The sequence below is a fragment of the Staphylococcus sp. HMSC035D11 genome, from assembly GCF_001836075.1.
GTDB classification, from domain to species: domain Bacteria; phylum Bacillota; class Bacilli; order Staphylococcales; family Staphylococcaceae; genus Staphylococcus; species Staphylococcus hominis.
Map to the genome: position 1 here is coordinate 5,904 of NZ_KV827252.1, position 19,734 is coordinate 25,637.

Sequence of the window (19,734 nt, forward strand, 5' to 3'; positions counted from 1 at the left end):
AAAGCCAATGATTTAACAATATAATCATGTGTCATTACTCTAATCTCTCCTTTATGTTATTTTATTTCGTTTGTTTCATTTATTTTAAAATCTAATATTAAATCCTTTATTAAGAATATCTATTTTACACTGCTTATTTAAGAATATGAAGTAACTTGCTCTAGGGTATATAATGCTCCTATATCATATTAAAAACTCTTTCGATTAAGGTTATTTAACCCGAGTCGAAAGAGTTTTTATGACTAGCTATGATTCTCTATGATTTGAATCTGTTGGATGCTCTATATTTGGAGATTGTTCATAACCTGTTTCATCTCTATCATTTCGTTGTGAATGATTTTGAGATTGATTACGGTCTGAACGATGATTGTTTTTATCATGATCGATTCTGTCATCTTCTCTGCGGTCTTCTGCTTCATCTTTACGACCTTCTTCAAGTTGTTCTTCACGAATGTCATCATAAGATTTACCATATTTACCGTTTGAGAACTCAGAATCATCTTTATCTTCATCTTTTACCACTTTAGCTGCATCATAATCCACTGTTGGTAAAACACCATCATAGAATAATGAACGTATTTGTTCTGCTACTAGTGTTTCTTCAGTTAATAATGTTTTAGCAATCAGTTTCAATTGAGATTCATGTTCTAATAAAATTTGTTTACAACGTTCATATTGTTCTTTAATAATACGTTGAACTTCTTTATCAATTTCATAAGCAATTTGGCCTGAATAGTTAGGTTCACCTTGCATATCTTTACCTAAGAAGACTTGGCCGCCACCGCTTGTAGAGAATTGTAAAGGCCCTAATTTCTTACTCATACCATATTCAGTGACCATTGAACGTGCAATTTGTGTTGCTCTTTCAAAGTCGTTTGAAGCACCAGTTGATACTTCATGGAAGTTAATATCTTCAGATACACGACCACCTAAAAGACCACAAATTTTATCTAACAATTCTGGTTCTGTCATTAAGAAACGGTCTTGTTTAGGTAACATCATTGCGTAACCACCTGCTTGTCCACGAGGCACAATCGTTACTTTGTGTACAACTTCTGCTTCATCAAGTACCATACCAATGACTGTATGCCCTGCTTCATGATGTGCTACAATATTACGTTCTTTATCAGAAATAACACGAGATTTTTTCGCTGGACCCGCAATCACTCGGTCTGTTGCTTCTTCAATATCACGCATATCAATTTTATTTTTACCTTCACGTGCGGCAATCAATGATGCTTCGTTCAATAGGTTTTCTAAATCAGCACCAGAGAAACCAGGCGTTCTTTGAGAAATAGCTTTTAAATCGACAGTTTCATCAAGTGGTTTGTTTTTAGCATGAACATGAAGAATCGCTTCACGACCTTTAACATCTGGACGACCTACTTGAATTTGTCTATCGAAACGACCAGGACGTAATAATGCAGGGTCTAAAATGTCAGGACGGTTTGTTGCTGCAATCATAATGATACCTTCATTCTCACCGAAACCATCCATTTCAACTAATAATTGGTTAAGCGTTTGTTCACGTTCATCGTGACCGCCACCAACACCTGCACCACGTTGACGACCAACAGCATCAATTTCGTCTATGAAAATAATACATGGTGCATTTTTCTTAGCATTTTCAAATAAATCACGTACTCGACTTGCACCAACACCTACAAACATTTCAACGAAGTCAGAACCACTGATTGAGAAGAATGGAGCTCCAGCTTCACCTGCAACGGCACGTGCTAATAATGTTTTACCTGTACCTGGTGGGCCTACAAGTAAGACACCTTTAGGGATTCTTGAACCCATTTTCTTAAATTTCTTATTATCTTTTAAGAAATCTACAATTTCAATTAACTCTTGTTTTTCTTCGTCTGCCCCAGCAACATCTGAGAAGCGAACACGACGTTTTTGGTTGTCGTACATTTTTGCTTTGGATTTACCAAAGTTCATCATACGACCTCCACCGCCGCCACCTTGTGCTTGGCTAAGGAAGAATATAAATAAGAAAGCAATAATTAATACAGGAATAAGCGTTGTCAACATACTGACAAAGACACTTTGTTTTTCTTCTTCTTTAACTGTAAAATCTAATCCTTTTTGGCTACGAGCTTCACTTGTTATTTGTTGTAAATCTTTTTCGTTATTGTATAAAATCGTTGAAGAATAATCTTCATCATTTTTAGTTTTACCACTTACCAAGTACACATTTTGTTCAGGTTGGATTTCTAAAGTTTTAAGATCACCTTTATCCAATTTCTCTACAAACTGTGAATAGGAAAGTTGTTTCGGTGTATTTCCATTACCATTGATATATGAGAAAACACCGAATATAATAACGCCAATAATTGCGATAACTAGCACATTGCGAAAAGCTTTCTGCATGCGTCATTTCCTCCTATTTCTATAATAAAGCTAACAAAAATTGTAACATAATCTAGCTTATAAAGGCTAGTATTTCAACTTTTGTAGCGCTTTTCTAATTCTAGTTAATTATTTTATATTCATCATTTACTCATTCTTTGTTTTTGGCTTTACATATCTATGTATAGTCGTTTCACAAAATGACAATTTTGAATATAAAATGAGTCTACACTAATTTATATCGTTAGTATAGTTATTATATTTAAAATTCTATTTATTGTATTTGCTAATACATTATAAAATTTTATTTATTGTAAATTTCCGGTTTTAATGTACCAATGTAAGGAAGATTTCGATAATGCTCAGCATAATCTAAACCATATCCTACTACAAACTCATCAGGTATTTTTTTGCCAACGTATTTGGCTTCAATATCCGCTTTACGACGGTTCGGTTTATCTAACAATGTAACGATTTCTAATGAGTTAACTTTGCGTGATTGTAGTAATTCAGTAATTGATTTTAAAGTTGTACCTGTTTCTAAAATATCTTCAATAATAAGTACATCTTTGTTTTCAATAGAAGCACTTAAATCTTTTAAAATTTGTACCTCTCCTGTTGATTCTGTACCACCGTGATAACTTGAAACATCCATAAAATCAATTGCTAAATGTGTATCAATACGTTTAATTAAATCTGCCATAAACATAACTGAACCTTTAAGGATACCAACACAAACAAGTGGTTTATCTTTGTAATCTCTCGTTAATTGTTCACCTAAATCTTTACAAATTTCTTGGATTTCTTCTTCAGTTAATAAAATATCTTTTAAATCATCTTTCATTTATGAGTCATCTCCAATTTTTTTAATATCTATTATATGTTTAAAGCTTGTCGTCACATAAAGTTGTCCTATAGCTATCACTCGTTGTTTTGCATCTAAAATGATGGGTATTTGTGTACGTTCTATGCTATCAATTTTTTTATCAATAAATAAACGACTTACTTTTTTATGTCCATGACTACCATTTAACTTAAACTTATCTCCATCTCTACGTGTTCGAATCGTTAGAGGCCAATCTATTGCTTCATCATTCTCATTTGGATGAATTGTAATTAAATAATGACCAAATTGATATGTATAAGGACGTGTAACAATTTGTTCTTCAAGTAGAGATTGTTCATAATGAGCCATTATTATAAATTTATCATATGCAATTTGAATTATCCATTTTTCAGTGAGGGGAATTTTAATTTGAGATTGTTTACTCTCAATTTGTTCGAACCATTCATTATAATTTTTTTCTGAAAACGATTTATTTAACTGAAGCATCTCAAATAAACGATCTAATAAAATCATTTTTGAAATTTCATCTAGTTGATTAAAAGACGCTCGAGATAATTGTATACGTTCTTTATTAAGGTAAATGTTAACATGTTGTTCTATAAAACAACTTATTCGTTGTTGTGTAAGTTGTAATTGCATATCATGCCAATGTTTCAACTTTAATAATTGTTCCACATTGAAGTCCTTATTTTCATCAATAGCTGGTAAAAGTCGATTGCGAATGTCATTTCTTGCATATTTATTATGGTGATTAGATTCATCTTCATAAAAAGGCACATGGTGAATGGTTTGATATTGTTTTATATCATTTTTATATGTCTCTATCAGAGGACGACAAATAAAATAATGATTTCGCTCAGTACATTCATTCATCCCTAATGAATTGCGTGTTGATCGACCAGTAAAAACGCGATAAAAAATCGTTTCAAGTTGATCATTTAAATGATGAGCAGTTAATAACACATCAGCATTTATCTTACTCATCATCTCATCAAACCATTGATAACGTAAATCTCTCGCTTCAGATTGAATACTTTTTCCTTTTTCTACTATTTTAGATAAATCTAACTGTTTAACATAACAGGGGATTTGATGTTGCTTGCAGAATTGTTTAATAAATCGTTCTTCTTCGACAGATGCATCTCTCAAACCATGATTTACATGCAAGCATGTTATAGATTGATATGAATGTGATAAGTCATTTAATAATTTATATAATAAACACATACTATCAATCCCTGTAGATACTGCAACAGCTAAATGATCCGTCTTTTTCCAAAGAGACGTTTTCACTTTCACATTACTGAACCTCCTGACTTAGGCTAAATAATTGATATAACGAAAAAAGAGTGAGATAGAACTTTAATTTCAGTTCTTTATCTCACCCCTGGCATAGATCTTACATGATCTTATGCCCTTAAGTTATTATCAATACATATTAATCTAGAATAAATGATTGGAACCAGGGCTCCGTTAACTTAGCTATATTTATTCACACAGATATAATTAACGTCTAGATCCTTTACCACCACGTCTTGATTCTGTTTGACGTTTAATAGAAGTCAATTTGTCTTCACTGTCTTTTAAGAAATTACTTAATTTCTTTTCAAAATCTTCTGCTTTTTGTTGAGGCGGTTTATTTTGATTAGATTTGTGATGTGGACGACGAGGACGATCTTTCGCTTTTTTAATTGAGAGACTGATTTTACCATCATCTGCAATAGATAAAACTTTTACCTCCACTTCATCTCCAACTGATAAATGATCTTCTACATTTTCAACATAATTATCAGCAACTTCACTAATATGAACTAAGCCACTTTTACCTTCAGGTAATTCTACAAACGCACCAAATTTTTTGATACCTGTCACTTTACCTTTTAGCTTGTTTCCTACTTCGATTGACATATTCTAAATAAATCCTCCCGATAATGTTTCAATTTTAACCTTATTATATTCCTGTTTTAAAATTTACACAATGCTATAAAACGATTATTTTAAATTAAGCGTTTTACTTTAATTTTTAAAGTTGCCTACTCTTTTTAATTATTACTAGAGGATTTAGAATTAGACGATGATTTATCATTAGGCAATTTAAAAATAATTTCTCCATTGTTACTTAAATAATAGTCATCTCGAGCAACTTTCTCTATATAATCTTTATCGTTAAGATTATTAAGCTCTTCTTTTAATGCTATTTCCTCATCTTGTTTCTTCTGAAATTGTTCTTCTTTATGCTTTCGTTCTATTGTTGCTTGATTGTTACTTTGTTTTTGGAAGACAAGCATGATAGATAGAATAATAATAATCGCTAATAATAATCCTCCAAAAACTGTTACTCTTCGACGAACGACACGCATTCGTTTTTGTTGACGTTGTTTCTTTCGATTTCGTTCTGAAGTATATTGATTATCAATATGTTCTACCTTTTTACTCATAACTTGTCACCTCCTTTAAACGTTTCAATCATAGACTACACTTCTTCAGATTGTGCAGATGGTTGAACTCGTTCTTCTTTAATCAGTTCATACATATTTTTAGCATTTTCTTTTGAGGCATGTTCACTTAATCCAGTTACTTTAACCGTTACACGTTTTTGTCCAAAACGAATGACTAATTCGTCTTCCACTTTTACATCTGTGCCAGCTTTAGCTACATTACCGTTAATTGTTACACGTCCTTGATCACTAATTTCTTTAGCAAGTGTACGACGTTTTACAAGTCTTGATACTTTTAAATATTTATCTAATCTCATTTATCATTCTCCCCTTGTTGTAAATAATTTTTAAGGGTTTCTTCATTAAAATCCTTATTTTTGGTTTTATCATACAATGTCATAAAATGGTCTGCAAATACTTTCTCAAATTTCACACGAGGTATTTTACCTTCTTTTGCTTTTGCATTCTTCCAGACATCATTTAAATCTTCTATTGTTTCAACTGTTTTATCTCCGAATATGTGAGGATGTCGACGAATCATTTTAGCATTTAAACTTTCAATAACTTCTTTAATATCCATATATCCTTCTTTTTTACCAATACTCGCATGAAGTAGCACTTGTAATAAGATATCTCCGAGTTCTTCAATCATATGCCAATCATCTTCATTATCTATTGCTTCAAACAATTCAAATGTTTCTTCTAATAAATAACGTTTAAGTGATTCGTGCGTTTGCACACGATCCCACGGACAGCCTTTTTCATCATCCACTAGATGGTCAATAATATAAACTGCAAAATCAAAATCAGTATACATATCTTCATCACGCGTTATTTTAGGCACAAATACACTTGTCAGATTGTTAAACATATCCTCATTATGATCTAACTCAAATAACGGTACTTCTAATACTTTAGCGCCTTGACTATTAGCGCCTGTAACTATCTTCACTTTAAAATCGTCTGGATAACGTTCCATTAATGTGAGTTTAACATCTGCTGCAATCATCGCACTATATACTTGTGTAATGAGAGTATGTGTTCGAATATTTAATGTGTTTTCTTTCAAAATAGTACCATCTAATAATGTAAATCCATCATTAGGATCTTCATCGATTGCGACAAATATATCATCTATAAAACTTTTCCCACCTAAAATCTTTACATGTATATCATCATTATTTTTATTGTAATCAAGTAATTTAGCAGTCGTCGTTTCAGCTACACGAGGATGTCCAGGCACTACGTAAACAGTATCTTGTATACGCGTTTCTTCTATTAAAGTTTCAACAATATGTTGATACACCGCTTCAAATTGATCATACTTTTCGTACACGTCATCAAAGCTTTTAAATTCAATGTCACTTTTTAAATCTTTAATAACAGGATGTTCGAGTGTCCTTGCATATACACTCTGTTGCTGTTTCAAAAAGCGATAGACACCTAAAGGTAAATCATCCATACTATGATTGCCTATACCAACAATGGTAAGGGTATGCGTCATATCTATCTTCCTTTCTTTATGCGATACAGTTTATCGCCGAATGGTAAGTGTTTTAATTCTTTATATCCTAAAATATTCATATACATAACAAAGAATAGGAATATGAGACCCCCTATTCCTACTATAATTAACAACTCAATTAGACTTCCTAAACGGCCTACAGGAGGTAATAACATTCGCAACCCCTGTATGACTACTGACATTATAATGAGCGCACTCATCAATTTAACAATAAACGCGCGCATGCGATTAAAACGATAATATTTAACGACCTCATAATGTAAAATAGTAACAAATATCATAAGCGAAAGCACTGTGCTTATACTTGCACCTAAAATTCCCATAAAGTGAATAAAAATCACATTAAAGATAATTTTAAATAGTAGTCCTGACATCACACCAATAAAAATAGGGCGAATTTGATTCATCACTTGTAAAAGTGCGATGTCCATCATGATAAGCGATACACCAATTACAGTAAGCATATAAATACTAAGTGTGAAGCTTAATTGATCTGTTTTGAAAAATACATGGTTCATCATCGGTAGTATATTAATAAGACCTATACCTGCTGCTACGCTAATGAGTAGTGTGATTTTTAAAGATGCATTTGTATAACGATTCATAAGAACATGATTATGATCAGACATTGCATCTGTAAGTAATGGAATTAGGACAAAGCTAAATGTAGTTGTCACTATTAAACCTATTTGAATAAATGAAGCACCTCTATCATAGATCCCTTTTTGCATAATCGCTTCTCTAAATCCTAAACCATATGTTTGTAGCATATGAACGACTGTAAAACTATCTATAAATTGCCATAAAATAACTAATAATTGACTTAATGCAAATACGAGAGTCGCAAGTATTAGCTGTTTCCAAGGAAGAGGATATGAGTGCTGATTTAATTGTAATCGGAAAGGTCTTGTTGCTAATAAATATAGACTAGAACCTAAAAATCCAAGGGCTGAGGCTAATATTGCAAGTGCTCCAGCTTGATAAATGGTCCATTCTTTAAACATAAACATTAAAATAGCTATAATAATAACACACACACGAATACATTGTTCTATTACTTGTGAAATAGCTGGTATATTCATTTGTTGTCTACTTTGATAAAAGCCTCTAATCACACCCAGGATTCCTATAAACAAATAGCTAAAACTTGCCATTTTTAGCATTGGTGCTAAGTGAGCATCTCCCATTAACAGTGCTAATGGATGGGAGAATACTAAAATCACACTAAAAATAATAAGACCTATCATTTGAAATCTTAGAAGTGTTTTTGAAAATACTTCAGTTCCACTGTGACTTCCAAATACTTGAGTGACAGCACTAGGAACTGCATTCATTGATAGTATCATACCTAGCGCTACAATAGGATAAATTTGTTGATAGGCATATAATCCAGAGTCACCTAAAATATTTTGATATGGAACTCGATAAATTGCACTTAATACTTTAACAATGACTAAAGCAAGCGTTAAAATCACTACGCCATTAAATGCTGAATGTTGTCGTGAATTCTTAGAAGAAGATGAAACTTCAGATGACGATTTATAATTCGTACTCAAGTTCCATACTTCCTTCAAGACATTTTACTAAGAATTTTAAGTTTTCTAACCACTGTTTAGATTTTGTTAGAGTAATATGCATTTTACCTTCTTTAACACCCAACTTCATTGTTCGTCCTAAAGGTTGAGTTTGTTTAAATAATTCTTCACCATTTATCTGTTCTGTACCTTTAGTTGAAAGAAATACTTCAATTTGTTTTCCTTTATCTTTAATCAATGTCACGCCTGCATGTAAAGCATGTATTTTAATTTCTACCATTTCTAATAAACGTTCTACTTCTACAGGATAATCATTGAAGCGATCAAGTAATTCATCTTTCACATCAAAAAGCTGTTCTTCAGTTTCAACTTTACGCAATTTCTTATAAATTTCTATTTTAGCTTGTTCATTTTGAATATACTCTGCTGGTAAATACGCGTCTAAGTGTAATTCCATTTCAACATCTGGTGCATCAGGGGTTTCTTCTGTAATACCACGTTTTTCGTTTACCGCTTCTTCTAACATTTGAGAATACAAATCAAAACCTACTGAATCAATGAATCCATGTTGTTGCTTACCTAATAAATTACCGGCTCCACGTATATTTAAATCACGCATGGCAATTTTAAATCCTGAACCTAATTCAGTGAATTCTTTAATCGCTTGTAAACGTTCTTCAGCTGTTTCTGTTAATACTTTATTAGCAGAATGTAAGAAGTAAGCATATCCAATACGACTTGAACGTCCAACTCTACCACGTAATTGATAAAGTTGACTTAAACCAAAACGATCCGCTTCTTCTATGATTAATGTGTTCGCATTAGGCACATCGACACCTGTTTCTATAATGGTTGTTGTAACTAAAATGTCGTACTCTCCATTAATAAAACTCAACATGGTTTCTTCCAAATCTCGCTCTGTCATCTGTCCATGAGCAACAGCAATGTTTGCTTCTGGCATCAACATTTGTAACTGTTCACGCTTTTCATAAATAGACTGTACTTTATTGTAAAGGTAGAATACTTGTCCATCACGAGAAAGTTCACGTTCTAAAGCCTCTTTAATAAAATTACTATTTTGCTCTAATACATAGGTTTGTACAGGGAAGCGGTTTTCTGGAGGTGTTTCGATGACAGATAAGTCACGTACACCAAGCATACTCATATGCAATGTTCTTGGAATTGGCGTGGCTGTAAGTGTCAATACATCTACATTGGTTTTCAATGTTTTAATACGTTCTTTATGACGTACGCCAAAACGTTGTTCTTCATCGACAATAAGTAATCCTAGATCTTTATATTGAATGTCTTTACTCAATAGTTTATGTGTTCCAACAACGATATCAACGTATCCAGATTTTAGACCTTCTTTAGTCTCTCTAACTTCCTTAGCAGTACGGAATCGACTAATCAACTGAATTTCTACTGGAAAATCTTGCATCCGTTCAATCAATGTTTCGTAGTGTTGTTGCGCTAGAATCGTTGTAGGCACTAAAAAGGCAACTTGTTTGCCTTCCATGACAGCTTTAAAGGCCGCGCGTACAGCAACTTCAGTTTTTCCGTAACCCACATCTCCACATAGCAAGCGATCCATTGGACGTTCTTTTTCCATATCTTCTTTAATTTCTTCAATAGATTTAGCTTGGTCTGGTGTAAGTTCATATGGGAAGTCCATTTCGAAATCATGTTGCTCAGCCGTATCTTCACCATATTGATAACCTACTGACATTTCTCGTTCTTTATATAGTGCAATAAGTTCATCTGCGATATCTTCAACACTTTGTTGTACTTTGGCTTTCGTTTTTTTCCATTCTGAGCCGCCTAGTTTATTTAATTTAGGCGATTTATCTTCTGAAGCAACATATTTTTGTACTTGATCCATTTGATCAACAGGTACAAAAAGTTGATCGGTTCCTTTATATTGTAATTTAATATAATCTCTATGGACGTCTCCAACTTCTAGTGTTTCAACGCCTAAATAACGTCCCACACCATGGTGCACATGGACAACATAATCTCCAACATTTAAATCTTGATAAGATTTAATTTTTTCAGCATTAGAAATTGTTTTAGTCCGTTTTCGTTGTTTTTTCTGTTTGGTTTTAAATAATTCTCGTTCCGTAATTACAACAAGTTGCATATAAGGCAGTTCGAAACCTTCTGATAGACTACCTTCTGTTACAATTGCTTGTCCACTTTCAATCTCTGAGTGAATATTTGTAACAGTAGGAATATGCATTTCATTAAGCATCGATTGAATACGCTCAACTTTCGTTTCAGTTTCTACAAGTACTACAATAGTGTAATTATTGCTTACATAACGTTGAAATTCTGAACGCATAATGTCATATTGTCCATAAAATTGTTGCACTGGCTTACATGAAAATTTAATAATATGTTGCAACTTCACTGGCATAGACGATGTAAATAAAGTGAAATATGTGACTGGATAATGATTGATTAACGTTTCAAACCCATCATATTCCATAAATGACTGCCCAATAAATCCGTTACCACTTTCAATTAAGTTCTGGATAAAATCATCTACTTCAGTAGTCAATGTCTTTTCAGTTTCTTTAATACGATTATATTCATCAACTACTACAATGGCATCTTTTTGGAAATAATCGATTAGTGTAGAAGGTGTGTCATACATAAAAGCAACTAGACGGCGAAGTAATTGATGATCAAAGAAAGTGGATTCAAATAATTTAAAACTTTCATATGTTTCTTTCAAATCATTTCGTACAGATTTATCAATTTTAGGACGTGTTTGTTCATATGCTTTTTGTAATTCTGTTTGAAGATGATTAATCACATCTTCCGTAATAATATAATCACTCGCTGTAGTGATATCTACCTTTTCAACATTATCATTTGAACGTTGTGTTTCTACATCAAAGTCTCGAATCGAGTCGACTTCAGTGTCAAACAATTCAATTCTAACTGGTTGACCGATAAGGGGGTAAATATCAATGATGCCGCCTCGTAGAGAAAACTCACCAATGTGAGAAACGACACTCTCACGTCGATATCCCATGTTTACTAGTTTATTTAAAAATTCATCCACATCGATATCATCGCCAACTTCTAAAGTCATTTGATGATGTTTCCACAATTCTACTGGAGTTAACCATTTTTTCAAACCATTTAAAGGAACGATAAATAACCCTTTCTTATCATGAGATAATGCCGTTAAAGTTCTAACACGTTCACTCATAAGTTGTGGGCTTTGAGTTGAAAATTCCTCTGTCATAATATCTTGGACTGGATATTTATAAACTTCAGAATGATCAATGTATTGCAATATATCAGTTTCTAATTTGTCTGCTTGATATAAATTATTTGTGATTAATAGCATTTGCTTATCATCATTCAAGTATTTTTCAGCAATAATGGTTGCTTTGGCTGAGGGAGATAAACCTGTAACTAAAATATTTTGGTTGCCAAAGACTTCGTCAAGTTCCTGGAATCGTTTGTCATTTTGAATATAGTCAGAAATAATCATTCTCAATTGACTTCTCCATTATATTCATTCATAACATGATCGAAACGAGACGTCTCAATAAATGCTTCCACTGCTTGTGCAGCATGTTCAATTACTTTTTCCATTGTCATCATTTCTTCATTAGAAAATTTTTGTAATACATAATCTGGAACTGACATACCATTCGTTGGTCTTCCTACTCCAATACGAATACGCTTAAATTGATCTGTACCTAAATGTTTAATAATCGATTTCATTCCATTATGTCCACCTGCACTTCCTTTTTGACGTAGACGAATATGCCCTTGAGATAAATCCATATCATCGTATAAAACGATTAAATCTTCAACTTCTACATTATAGTAATCCATTAAAGGTCCTACAGCTTCTCCTGATAAATTCATCATAGTCATTGGCTCGATAAATAGCACTTTATCCCCATTTAAACGTTCAATAGTATAAGCGCCTTTGAATTTTTGTTTATCTAATGTAAATTGATTTTTATCTAAAATATAGTCAATCACTTCAAAGCCAATATTGTGTCTTGTTCGTTCAAAACGTTTACCTATATTACCAAGACCCACAATACATTTCATACGTTGCAACCTCCATTGTGTTCATCTTTTTGATTGATTTGAACATTTAATTTAATATGTGTCGATTACTCCTTATTTTATAATATTACTCAATATAATACAAAAAGAGAGTAGGAAAGAAATTCAATGATTTCGTAACCCACTCTTTTATAAGTTATCAATCTTCAACTTTATTTTAACATTCATTTTTTAAATGTCCGATATACATAAGAAAAAGCCTTCTACATATGAACATGTATCAGGCTCTTTCTATCAATTTAATTAAAGACATTCTCACTTAAAGTGAATACATAGTCATCAACGAATTATTCTTCGTCTTTATTTTCTTCGTCTTCTTTGTCTTCTTTGTCTTCACCAGCTACTTCAGGTTCTTCAGTTGCTGATTCACCTTCCATTGCTTCGATTTCTTCTTCAGAAGGTTCATCAGTTGGAGGAACTACTGTAACAACAGATTCTTCTGGATCGTTTTCAATTGTGAAATCACCAGATACTTTAATATCCCCAACTGAATAGCTATCATTTATTTGTAAATCAGTGATATCTACTTCAATTGATTCTGGGATATTTTCTGGAGTTGCTGTAACTTGTAAATCAAATAATGGTTGTTCAACTACGCCGCCTTCTTTAGCGCCAACTGCTTCACCAACTAATTGAACTGGTACTTCAACAGTACGTTCTTCAGTCATGTTAATAGCTAAGAAGTCGATATGAGTAATTTGGTTTTTAAGTGGATCAAATTGATAATCTGATACCATAACTTTAATTGTTTTAGAACCCACGCCTAAATCAATAACACCGTTACGTCCAACTTCACGGATGACTTTGATGAATTCAACTTCATCTACTTTAACTGAAGTGTTTTTAGTACCATAACCATAAACAACAGCAGGTACTTTACCTGTATTACGTAATTTTTTAAGGTCAGAACGAGTTTGTTTACCTTGACGAATGATTGACTTTAATGAAGCCATTCGTATTTCCACCTTTCATTTTCAAGTTGAAACAATAATAATATATTGTCTTAACTTCTCCTCACTTGCCCATCAATTTAAATATTGCTTGCAAGTGTTTATTTATTCGTTAAATCACGAACGAATAAATTATACATGTTTAAAAATAATAAGTCAAACTCATTTGTAAATTTTAGTCAAATAATACACTTACTGACTCACGTTCATATACACGAACAATAGCTTGTGCTATTAAACCAGCTACAGATAATTCTTTGATGTTTGATGGTTTTTGACTATCGTCAAGTAAGATTGAATTTGTAACAATAAGTTCTTTAATCGCTGAATTTTCAATACGTTCTTTTGCAGGACCTGAGAGTACAGGATGTGTACAACAAGCATATACATCTTTCGCACCTTTATCTTTTAATGCTTGAGCAGCTAAAGTAATTGTTCCTGCCGTATCAATAATGTCATCGATAATAATAGCTGTACGTCCTTCAATTTCACCAACGATATTCATCACTTCTGCCACGTTTGGTTTAGGACGACGTTTATCAATAATAGCAATCGGAGTTTTTAAAATGTCTGCTAATTTACGTGCGCGTGTTACCCCGCCATGATCCGGAGATACAACAACACATTCTTCTGGGTTGATGTTAGGATCATTTTCAAAATATTGTCCAATAATCGGTACGCCCATTAGGTGATCGATTGGAATATCGAAGAAACCTTGAATTTGTGGTGCATGTAAATCTAAAGCAATCATACGATTTGCACCAGCAGTTTCAATTAAATTTGCTACTAATTTTGCAGTAATTGGTTCACGACTACGCGCTTTTCTATCTTGGCGCGCATAACCATAATAAGGAACAACAATATTGATATTTGCTGCAGAGGCACGTTTACATGCGTCAATCATAATTAATAATTCCATTAAATGTAAGTTAACTGGATAAGAAGTCGGTTGAATGATAAATACATCACATCCACGAATACTTTCTTCAATATTAATTTGAATTTCACCGTCACTGAAGCGTTTAACAGAACATTTCCCTAATTCGATTCCTACACGATCAGCAACCTCTTGTGCTAATGGTTCATTTCCCTTTAAAGAAAAAATCTTTAAAGACGAATTTTTGTACTCATTATTTAACATTTATAGTCCTCCAATTTTTTACTTAGACAATACTATTATATAAAAATTCTAGCATTTTTACTATATTCCACTAAAAACTGACCAATAATATGTTTATTACGTATCACTCAACTTGGCATGATAGTAATACATTCAAAATTTTATATTTATATATTCATTTATTCCCTTTAACAGAAAAATGACACAGTCTTTTTGTATCTTATATTAATCTTTATTTTTTATTGTAACCTTCTTTGGTTACTTGACGTGCGCGTGCTAATGCTAAGCTTTCTTTAGGTATGTCATCTGTAATCGTCGATCCTGCTGCAATTAAAGCGCCATCTCCTACTGTTACAGGGGCAATCAAATTCGTGTTACAACCAATGAAAGCGTCTTTTCCAATGATTGTTTTAAATTTATTTACTCCATCATAATTAACAGTGATTGAACCACAACCAATATTTGTACGTTCACCAACTTCTGCATCGCCAATATAACTTAAGTGTGATACTTTTGCACCATCTTTTAATTCTGCTTTCTTAACTTCTACAAAGTTACCCACTTTAACTTCAGCACCTAGATTTGAACCAGGTCTTAATTGAGCAAATGGACCAACTTTGGTCTTATTTCCTACACTAGAATCATTGATGACTGATTGTATAATATGAACTTTATTGCCAATACGACTGTTGTTAATTTCTGAATATTGACCAACGTGTGTATCTTCACCAATGAATGTTTTTCCATTGATACGTACGCCTGGCTCAATAACAGTATCCATACCTATCTCTACATCTGGACCTATAAATGTAGTGATTGGATCAATGATTGTAACACCATTTCTCATATGATGATGATTAATACGATGTTGCAACGCTTTTTCAGCATGACTTAACATGATTCGATCATTTACACCCATAATTTCATCAAAGTCATCAGTATGATACACTTCTGCTTTTCCATTATCTTCTAAAATTAAAGTAACGACGTCAGGTAAATAATATTCACCCTGTGCATTATCATTTTTAACTTGTTTAAGTTTTTCGAATAACGTTTTATTATCAAATGCAAATATACCTGAGCTGATTTCATTGATGTCTTTTTGAGCATTTGTTGCATCTTTTTCTTCTACAATGCGATTAAGGTGATGATTTTGATCACGTACGATTCGCCCATACCCGAAAGGCGTCTGAGCTGTAGCCGATAAAACAGTAACTTGTGCTTGTGTTTCTTCATGGTGTGCAATTAAACGTTGTAAAGTTTCTGAAGTAATAAGTGGTGTATCTCCACATACTACTAATGTTGTACCTTCTTGAGTATGTAAATGTTCTTCTGCCATTTTAACTGCATGTGCAGTTCCTAATTGTTCATTTTGATAACTATATAATGACTGATTACCTAATGTCTCTTTTACTTGTTCTGCCCCGTGACCTACGATAGTGACGATTTGATTTACGCCCGCTTTTTTAACATTTGTCAGTACATGTTCAACCATTGGTTTACCAGCAACCTCATGTAACACTTTATATTTCTTTGATTTCATTCGTGTTCCTTTTCCAGCTGCTAATATGATTGCATTTCTTTGCATGAATAATAATCCTCCAATAAAATTTGCACTTCACAAGTAATTATAATTTAACTCAACTTATAGTTTCAAGATTTAACAAATTTTGTAAACAGAGTTTAATTATTTGCATCATACATTTAATTTTCAAAAAATATCGATAAAACAATAAAAATGGGCACGAAACAAAATTCAAGTTTGAATTTAGAGTTTCGTCCCCACGTCATTTAGCTTACATAATTAATAAAATAACCATTATCAAAAATATGATTTGATTTTTGTTATTTTAAGCTTCGTCTGATTCTTCTGTTACGTCTGATGAAGCATTTTTATCTGGAATCACTTCGTCAGTTTCATCATATACTTTCATCACAGCATCCTGTATTTCTTGTCTCATTTCTGAATTGATTGGATGTGCGATATCGCGGAATTCACCATCTGGTGTACGTTTGCTTGGCATAGCAACGAAAAGACCTGAGTTGCCTTCGATTACGCGTAAATCATGAATTACGAAAGCTTCGTCTAATGTGATAGAAACGAGTGCTTTCATTCTGCCATCTGTTTGTATTTTTCTAAGTCTTACATCTGTCACTTTCATGCAGTGAGCCCCCCTAGTATATATATCTTTGTGTGGTTAGAAGCATGACAATGTGTTAATTAAGTAAATTATATTCCTTTAACTTTACCTACTAATTCAATTTCAACTTTAACGTCTTTTGGTAGGCGAGACACTTCTACGCAACTTCGCGCAGGTTGATGCTCATTAAAGTAGCTACCATAAACTTCATTAATTTGTTGAAATTCATTCATATCAGAAATAAAAATAGTTGCTTTTACAACAGAGTTTAAATCAGAACCTGCTTCTTCAAGTACAACAGATAAATTTTCTAATACTTGTTTTGTTTGTTCTTTGACATCGCTACTTACGATGTTTCCTTCAGTATCTAATGGAATTTGTCCTGATGTGAATACTAAATTATTCACGACCATTGCATGAGAATATGGTCCTAACGCTTCAGGTGCTTTATTAGTATTAATTGTTTTCATGGTGTATAACTCCTTTTAAGAAAATTTAGACAAGATATTACCAGGTTCAACTTTAAATTCTTGATTATATTCGTCAACATCTGATAATTTGACTAAAGAAGTATAATCCTCAATCAATCTTTGTTTTACTTCTTTTGATTCTACTAGTACAGATACCCCTTTCACCTCTGCTTTAAACTCATTCATAAGATTCATTACACCATTTATTGAACCGCCTGCTCTCATAAAGTCATCTACAACTAACACATTTGAGTTTTCAGCTAATGTGCGTTTCGATAAGACCATCGTTTCAATTTTTCTTGATGAGCCTGAAACATAGTTAATGGAGACCGTAGAACCTTCAGTAACTTTATTGTCTTTTCTAATAACTACTACAGGTAAATTTAATACGTTTGCTACTGCATTGGCAAGTGATATCCCTTTCGTTGCGATAGTTACTACTGCATCTAGTTTCTCATCCATGTAAATACTAGCAATGAGTTTCCCTACTTTATTAAGTAATGATGGGTTACCAACTAAGTCCGATAAAAATAAATATCCACCTGGTAATAAGCGCTCTTTTTCTTGTAGCATAGTAATGATTTCTTCTATAATTTCGATTGCTTCTTCTTTGCTCATCATCGGCTTATAGGTTACACCGCCGCTTGCGCCAGCTGTTGTAATTACAGTTCCCAATTTTTCTTTTTGGAACGTATTTTTGATGATTTGAACGTCTTCACTAATCGATGACTTCGCTTGTTTAAATTTTTTCACAAAAAAAGTTAATGGAATTAACTGATTTGGATGGTTCATTAAATATTGTGTCATAAAGACAATACGTTCACTTCTTTTATACCTCATAAGTTCCAGCCTTTCTATCCTAATAATCTTACTAAATACACTTCGTTACAACAGCCATTTACAGCATTATATACTTTCTTTGCTTGGCTCTCCTTTTGAGCGAATGCATATACAGTAGGTCCACTCCCACTCATTAGTGCTCCATCAGCACCACAACGCAACATATTATTTTTAATTTTTTTAATTTCTGGATACATAGACATAGAAACGGTTTCTAAACGATTAGATAAACTCTTACACAATTTCATATAATCTCCCTGTCTAATCGCTTCTTCACACATTTCTGTATGTACATCATAATCCTCTTTTAAATTAAGTTCTTTAAAAATATCTGGAGAAGATATTCCAAGATTAGGTTTTGCTAATACCACCCATGCAGAAGGAGGTTTGTCTAGAAATTTAATTTTTTCGCCTCTCCCTTTACATATAGCAGTTTTATTATAGATGCAAAATGGAACATCTGTCCCAATTTGAAGGCCTAATTGGCTTAGTGTTTCTAAAGATGCGCCTAATTCATATAAACGATTAATTCCTCGCATCGTAGCAGCAGCATCAGCTGATCCCCCAGCTAATCCAGCAGAAACCGGAATATCTTTATCAATCGAAATCGTGACGCCTTGTTTAAGTTGATATGTTTCCATCATCAGTTTAGCTGCTTGGTAGGCGAGATTTTTATGATCATTAGTAACATAGTTATGTTCTATATCTACAACAATTTTATTATCATTTCTTTTCTGAAAAGACAATCTATCATTCAGATCTACTGTTGTCATTATCATAGCAATTTCATGGTAACCATCATTTCTTTTGAAAAGTGTATCGAGCGTCAAATTAATTTTGGCTGGTGCCGTTTCATATATCATTTTTCCGCCCTCTCTTCATCAATAGTATTAAAATGATTTTAACATAAAGACTTAAAATATTTGATAGTTACATTATAAATTATAATTAAAAGTTAATAAATTAGGAGATAAATGATCTTAATTTCAACTGCAAATCTTGATTTATTTAAATTATTATTTTATTAAAAGAGATTAAGAATTAAAAAGAGTGTTGAACTTAAACAGCCCAACACCCAATATGTTTTTAATGATAGAGTTTGTAGTACACTAAACAACTCTATATTTATATGTTCGAATTTAGTGTGCAACTACTTCTTGATGATTATCCTCTTCAAATGAAACTTGTACATTCTCTGTAAGAACATCCGTATATGTATACGACACTCTTTCAAAATTATGCTTATCTTGATCTAATTCAACAATAAATACTGAAGGATATGTCTCTTTTAACACTCCACAACGTTCGATTGTTTTTTTTCGACCACCGTTGGCTTTAAGTACAATACGATTTCCTAAATGACAATCAATAGAATTTTTGATGTCCAAAATTGATTTTGGCATATTGCT

The 19,734-nt window shown here is 32.6% G+C and carries 18 protein-coding genes; all 18 read right to left on the reverse strand.

Annotated elements, in window-relative coordinates:
• Positions 1–246 precede the first annotated feature (246 nt).
• The 18 genes from ftsH to veg all read right to left on the reverse strand — a co-directional run bounded on the left by ftsH (position 247) and on the right by veg (position 19,728).
• Positions 247–2,379, reverse strand: coding sequence for an ATP-dependent zinc metalloprotease FtsH (gene ftsH / locus HMPREF2647_RS06595; RefSeq protein ID WP_049415659.1), 2,133 nt, complete (start codon positions 2,377–2,379; stop codon positions 247–249).
• Positions 2,380–2,662: 283 nt separating this feature from the next.
• Positions 2,663–3,202, reverse strand: coding sequence for a hypoxanthine phosphoribosyltransferase (gene hpt / locus HMPREF2647_RS06600; protein ID WP_017176412.1), 540 nt, complete (start codon positions 3,200–3,202; stop codon positions 2,663–2,665).
• Positions 3,203–4,504, reverse strand: coding sequence for a tRNA lysidine(34) synthetase TilS (gene tilS, locus HMPREF2647_RS06605; RefSeq protein WP_049415663.1), 1,302 nt, complete (start codon positions 4,502–4,504; stop codon positions 3,203–3,205).
• Positions 4,505–4,711: 207 nt separating this feature from the next.
• On the reverse strand, positions 4,712–5,113 hold the full coding sequence (locus tag HMPREF2647_RS06610) for a S1 domain-containing RNA-binding protein (protein ID WP_017176414.1): 402 nt from the start codon (positions 5,111–5,113) through the stop codon (positions 4,712–4,714).
• Between the two features lie 134 nt (positions 5,114–5,247).
• Positions 5,248–5,643 carry a cell division protein DivIC gene (gene divIC / locus HMPREF2647_RS06615; protein WP_017176415.1) on the reverse strand — a complete coding sequence of 132 codons (396 nt, stop codon included), beginning with the start codon at positions 5,641–5,643 and terminating at the stop codon, positions 5,248–5,250.
• Positions 5,644–5,678: 35 nt separating this feature from the next.
• Positions 5,679–5,960: an RNA-binding S4 domain-containing protein gene (locus tag HMPREF2647_RS06620; protein ID WP_017176416.1), complete on the reverse strand. Its 282-nt coding sequence runs from the start codon at positions 5,958–5,960 to the stop codon at positions 5,679–5,681.
• Positions 5,957–7,147 carry a MazG nucleotide pyrophosphohydrolase domain-containing protein gene (locus HMPREF2647_RS06625; RefSeq protein ID WP_017176417.1) on the reverse strand — a complete coding sequence of 397 codons (1,191 nt, stop codon included), beginning with the start codon at positions 7,145–7,147 and terminating at the stop codon, positions 5,957–5,959. The genes HMPREF2647_RS06620 and HMPREF2647_RS06625 overlap by 4 nt, the downstream gene beginning before the upstream one ends.
• 2 nt (positions 7,148–7,149) lie before the next feature.
• The gene (locus HMPREF2647_RS06630; protein WP_070859759.1) at positions 7,150–8,724 is read right to left on the reverse strand and encodes a polysaccharide biosynthesis protein; all 1,575 of its coding nucleotides are present in this window, start codon (positions 8,722–8,724) and stop codon (positions 7,150–7,152) included.
• Positions 8,708–12,211: a transcription-repair coupling factor gene (gene mfd / locus HMPREF2647_RS06635; RefSeq protein ID WP_171991288.1), complete on the reverse strand. Its 3,504-nt coding sequence runs from the start codon at positions 12,209–12,211 to the stop codon at positions 8,708–8,710. The genes HMPREF2647_RS06630 and mfd overlap by 17 nt, the downstream gene beginning before the upstream one ends.
• 2 nt (positions 12,212–12,213) lie before the next feature.
• Positions 12,214–12,786, reverse strand: a complete 573-nt coding sequence (gene pth / locus HMPREF2647_RS06640; protein ID WP_002449969.1) for an aminoacyl-tRNA hydrolase — start codon at positions 12,784–12,786, stop codon at positions 12,214–12,216.
• A 305-nt stretch (positions 12,787–13,091) separates the two neighbouring features.
• Entirely contained in the window at positions 13,092–13,757 is a 666-nt protein-coding gene (locus HMPREF2647_RS06645) for a 50S ribosomal protein L25/general stress protein Ctc (RefSeq protein WP_017176420.1), read from the reverse strand.
• 172 nt (positions 13,758–13,929) lie between these two features.
• Positions 13,930–14,895, reverse strand: a complete 966-nt coding sequence (locus HMPREF2647_RS06650) for a ribose-phosphate diphosphokinase (protein ID WP_002449951.1) — start codon at positions 14,893–14,895, stop codon at positions 13,930–13,932.
• 211 nt (positions 14,896–15,106) lie between these two features.
• Positions 15,107–16,462: a bifunctional UDP-N-acetylglucosamine diphosphorylase/glucosamine-1-phosphate N-acetyltransferase GlmU gene (gene glmU / locus HMPREF2647_RS06655; RefSeq protein WP_049413888.1), complete on the reverse strand. Its 1,356-nt coding sequence runs from the start codon at positions 16,460–16,462 to the stop codon at positions 15,107–15,109.
• A 262-nt stretch (positions 16,463–16,724) separates the two neighbouring features.
• Entirely contained in the window at positions 16,725–17,036 is a 312-nt protein-coding gene (spoVG, locus tag HMPREF2647_RS06660; RefSeq protein ID WP_002449945.1) for a septation regulator SpoVG, read from the reverse strand.
• A 68-nt stretch (positions 17,037–17,104) separates the two neighbouring features.
• Positions 17,105–17,485, reverse strand: coding sequence for a RidA family protein (locus tag HMPREF2647_RS06665; protein ID WP_002449962.1), 381 nt, complete (start codon positions 17,483–17,485; stop codon positions 17,105–17,107).
• A gap of 15 nt (positions 17,486–17,500) precedes the next feature.
• Positions 17,501–18,325, reverse strand: coding sequence for a pur operon repressor (purR, locus tag HMPREF2647_RS06670; protein WP_002449943.1), 825 nt, complete (start codon positions 18,323–18,325; stop codon positions 17,501–17,503).
• Between the two features lie 14 nt (positions 18,326–18,339).
• Positions 18,340–19,188 (reverse strand): 4-(cytidine 5'-diphospho)-2-C-methyl-D-erythritol kinase, encoded by an 849-nt coding sequence (gene ispE, locus HMPREF2647_RS06675; protein WP_017176422.1) that lies wholly within the window; start codon positions 19,186–19,188, stop codon positions 18,340–18,342.
• 276 nt (positions 19,189–19,464) lie between these two features.
• Entirely contained in the window at positions 19,465–19,728 is a 264-nt protein-coding gene (gene veg / locus HMPREF2647_RS06680) for a biofilm formation stimulator Veg (RefSeq protein WP_002449940.1), read from the reverse strand.
• Between the last annotated feature and the right edge of the window lie 6 nt (positions 19,729–19,734).

What these genes read in the sequence shown, in the direction of transcription:
- ftsH (WP_049415659.1), bottom strand. Translation starts at nt 2,379, where the DNA reads ATGCAGAAAGCTTTTCGCAATGTGCTAGTTATCGCAATTATTGGCGTT.
- hpt (WP_017176412.1), bottom strand. Translation starts at nt 3,202, where the DNA reads ATGAAAGATGATTTAAAAGATATTTTATTAACTGAAGAAGAAATCCAA.
- HMPREF2647_RS06610 (WP_017176414.1), bottom strand. Translation starts at nt 5,113, where the DNA reads ATGTCAATCGAAGTAGGAAACAAGCTAAAAGGTAAAGTGACAGGTATC.
- divIC (WP_017176415.1), bottom strand. Translation starts at nt 5,643, where the DNA reads ATGAGTAAAAAGGTAGAACATATTGATAATCAATATACTTCAGAACGA.
- HMPREF2647_RS06620 (WP_017176416.1), bottom strand. Translation starts at nt 5,960, where the DNA reads ATGAGATTAGATAAATATTTAAAAGTATCAAGACTTGTAAAACGTCGT.
- HMPREF2647_RS06625 (WP_017176417.1), bottom strand. Translation starts at nt 7,147, where the DNA reads ATGACGCATACCCTTACCATTGTTGGTATAGGCAATCATAGTATGGAT.
- mfd (WP_171991288.1), bottom strand. Translation starts at nt 12,211, where the DNA reads ATGATTATTTCTGACTATATTCAAAATGACAAACGATTCCAGGAACTT.
- pth (WP_002449969.1), bottom strand. Translation starts at nt 12,786, where the DNA reads ATGAAATGTATTGTGGGTCTTGGTAATATAGGTAAACGTTTTGAACGA.
- HMPREF2647_RS06645 (WP_017176420.1), bottom strand. Translation starts at nt 13,757, where the DNA reads ATGGCTTCATTAAAGTCAATCATTCGTCAAGGTAAACAAACTCGTTCT.
- HMPREF2647_RS06650 (WP_002449951.1), bottom strand. Translation starts at nt 14,895, where the DNA reads ATGTTAAATAATGAGTACAAAAATTCGTCTTTAAAGATTTTTTCTTTA.
- glmU (WP_049413888.1), bottom strand. Translation starts at nt 16,462, where the DNA reads ATGCAAAGAAATGCAATCATATTAGCAGCTGGAAAAGGAACACGAATG.
- spoVG (WP_002449945.1), bottom strand. Translation starts at nt 17,036, where the DNA reads ATGAAAGTGACAGATGTAAGACTTAGAAAAATACAAACAGATGGCAGA.
- HMPREF2647_RS06665 (WP_002449962.1), bottom strand. Translation starts at nt 17,485, where the DNA reads ATGAAAACAATTAATACTAATAAAGCACCTGAAGCGTTAGGACCATAT.
- purR (WP_002449943.1), bottom strand. Translation starts at nt 18,325, where the DNA reads ATGAGGTATAAAAGAAGTGAACGTATTGTCTTTATGACACAATATTTA.
- ispE (WP_017176422.1), bottom strand. Translation starts at nt 19,188, where the DNA reads ATGATATATGAAACGGCACCAGCCAAAATTAATTTGACGCTCGATACA.
- veg (WP_002449940.1), bottom strand. Translation starts at nt 19,728, where the DNA reads ATGCCAAAATCAATTTTGGACATCAAAAATTCTATTGATTGTCATTTA.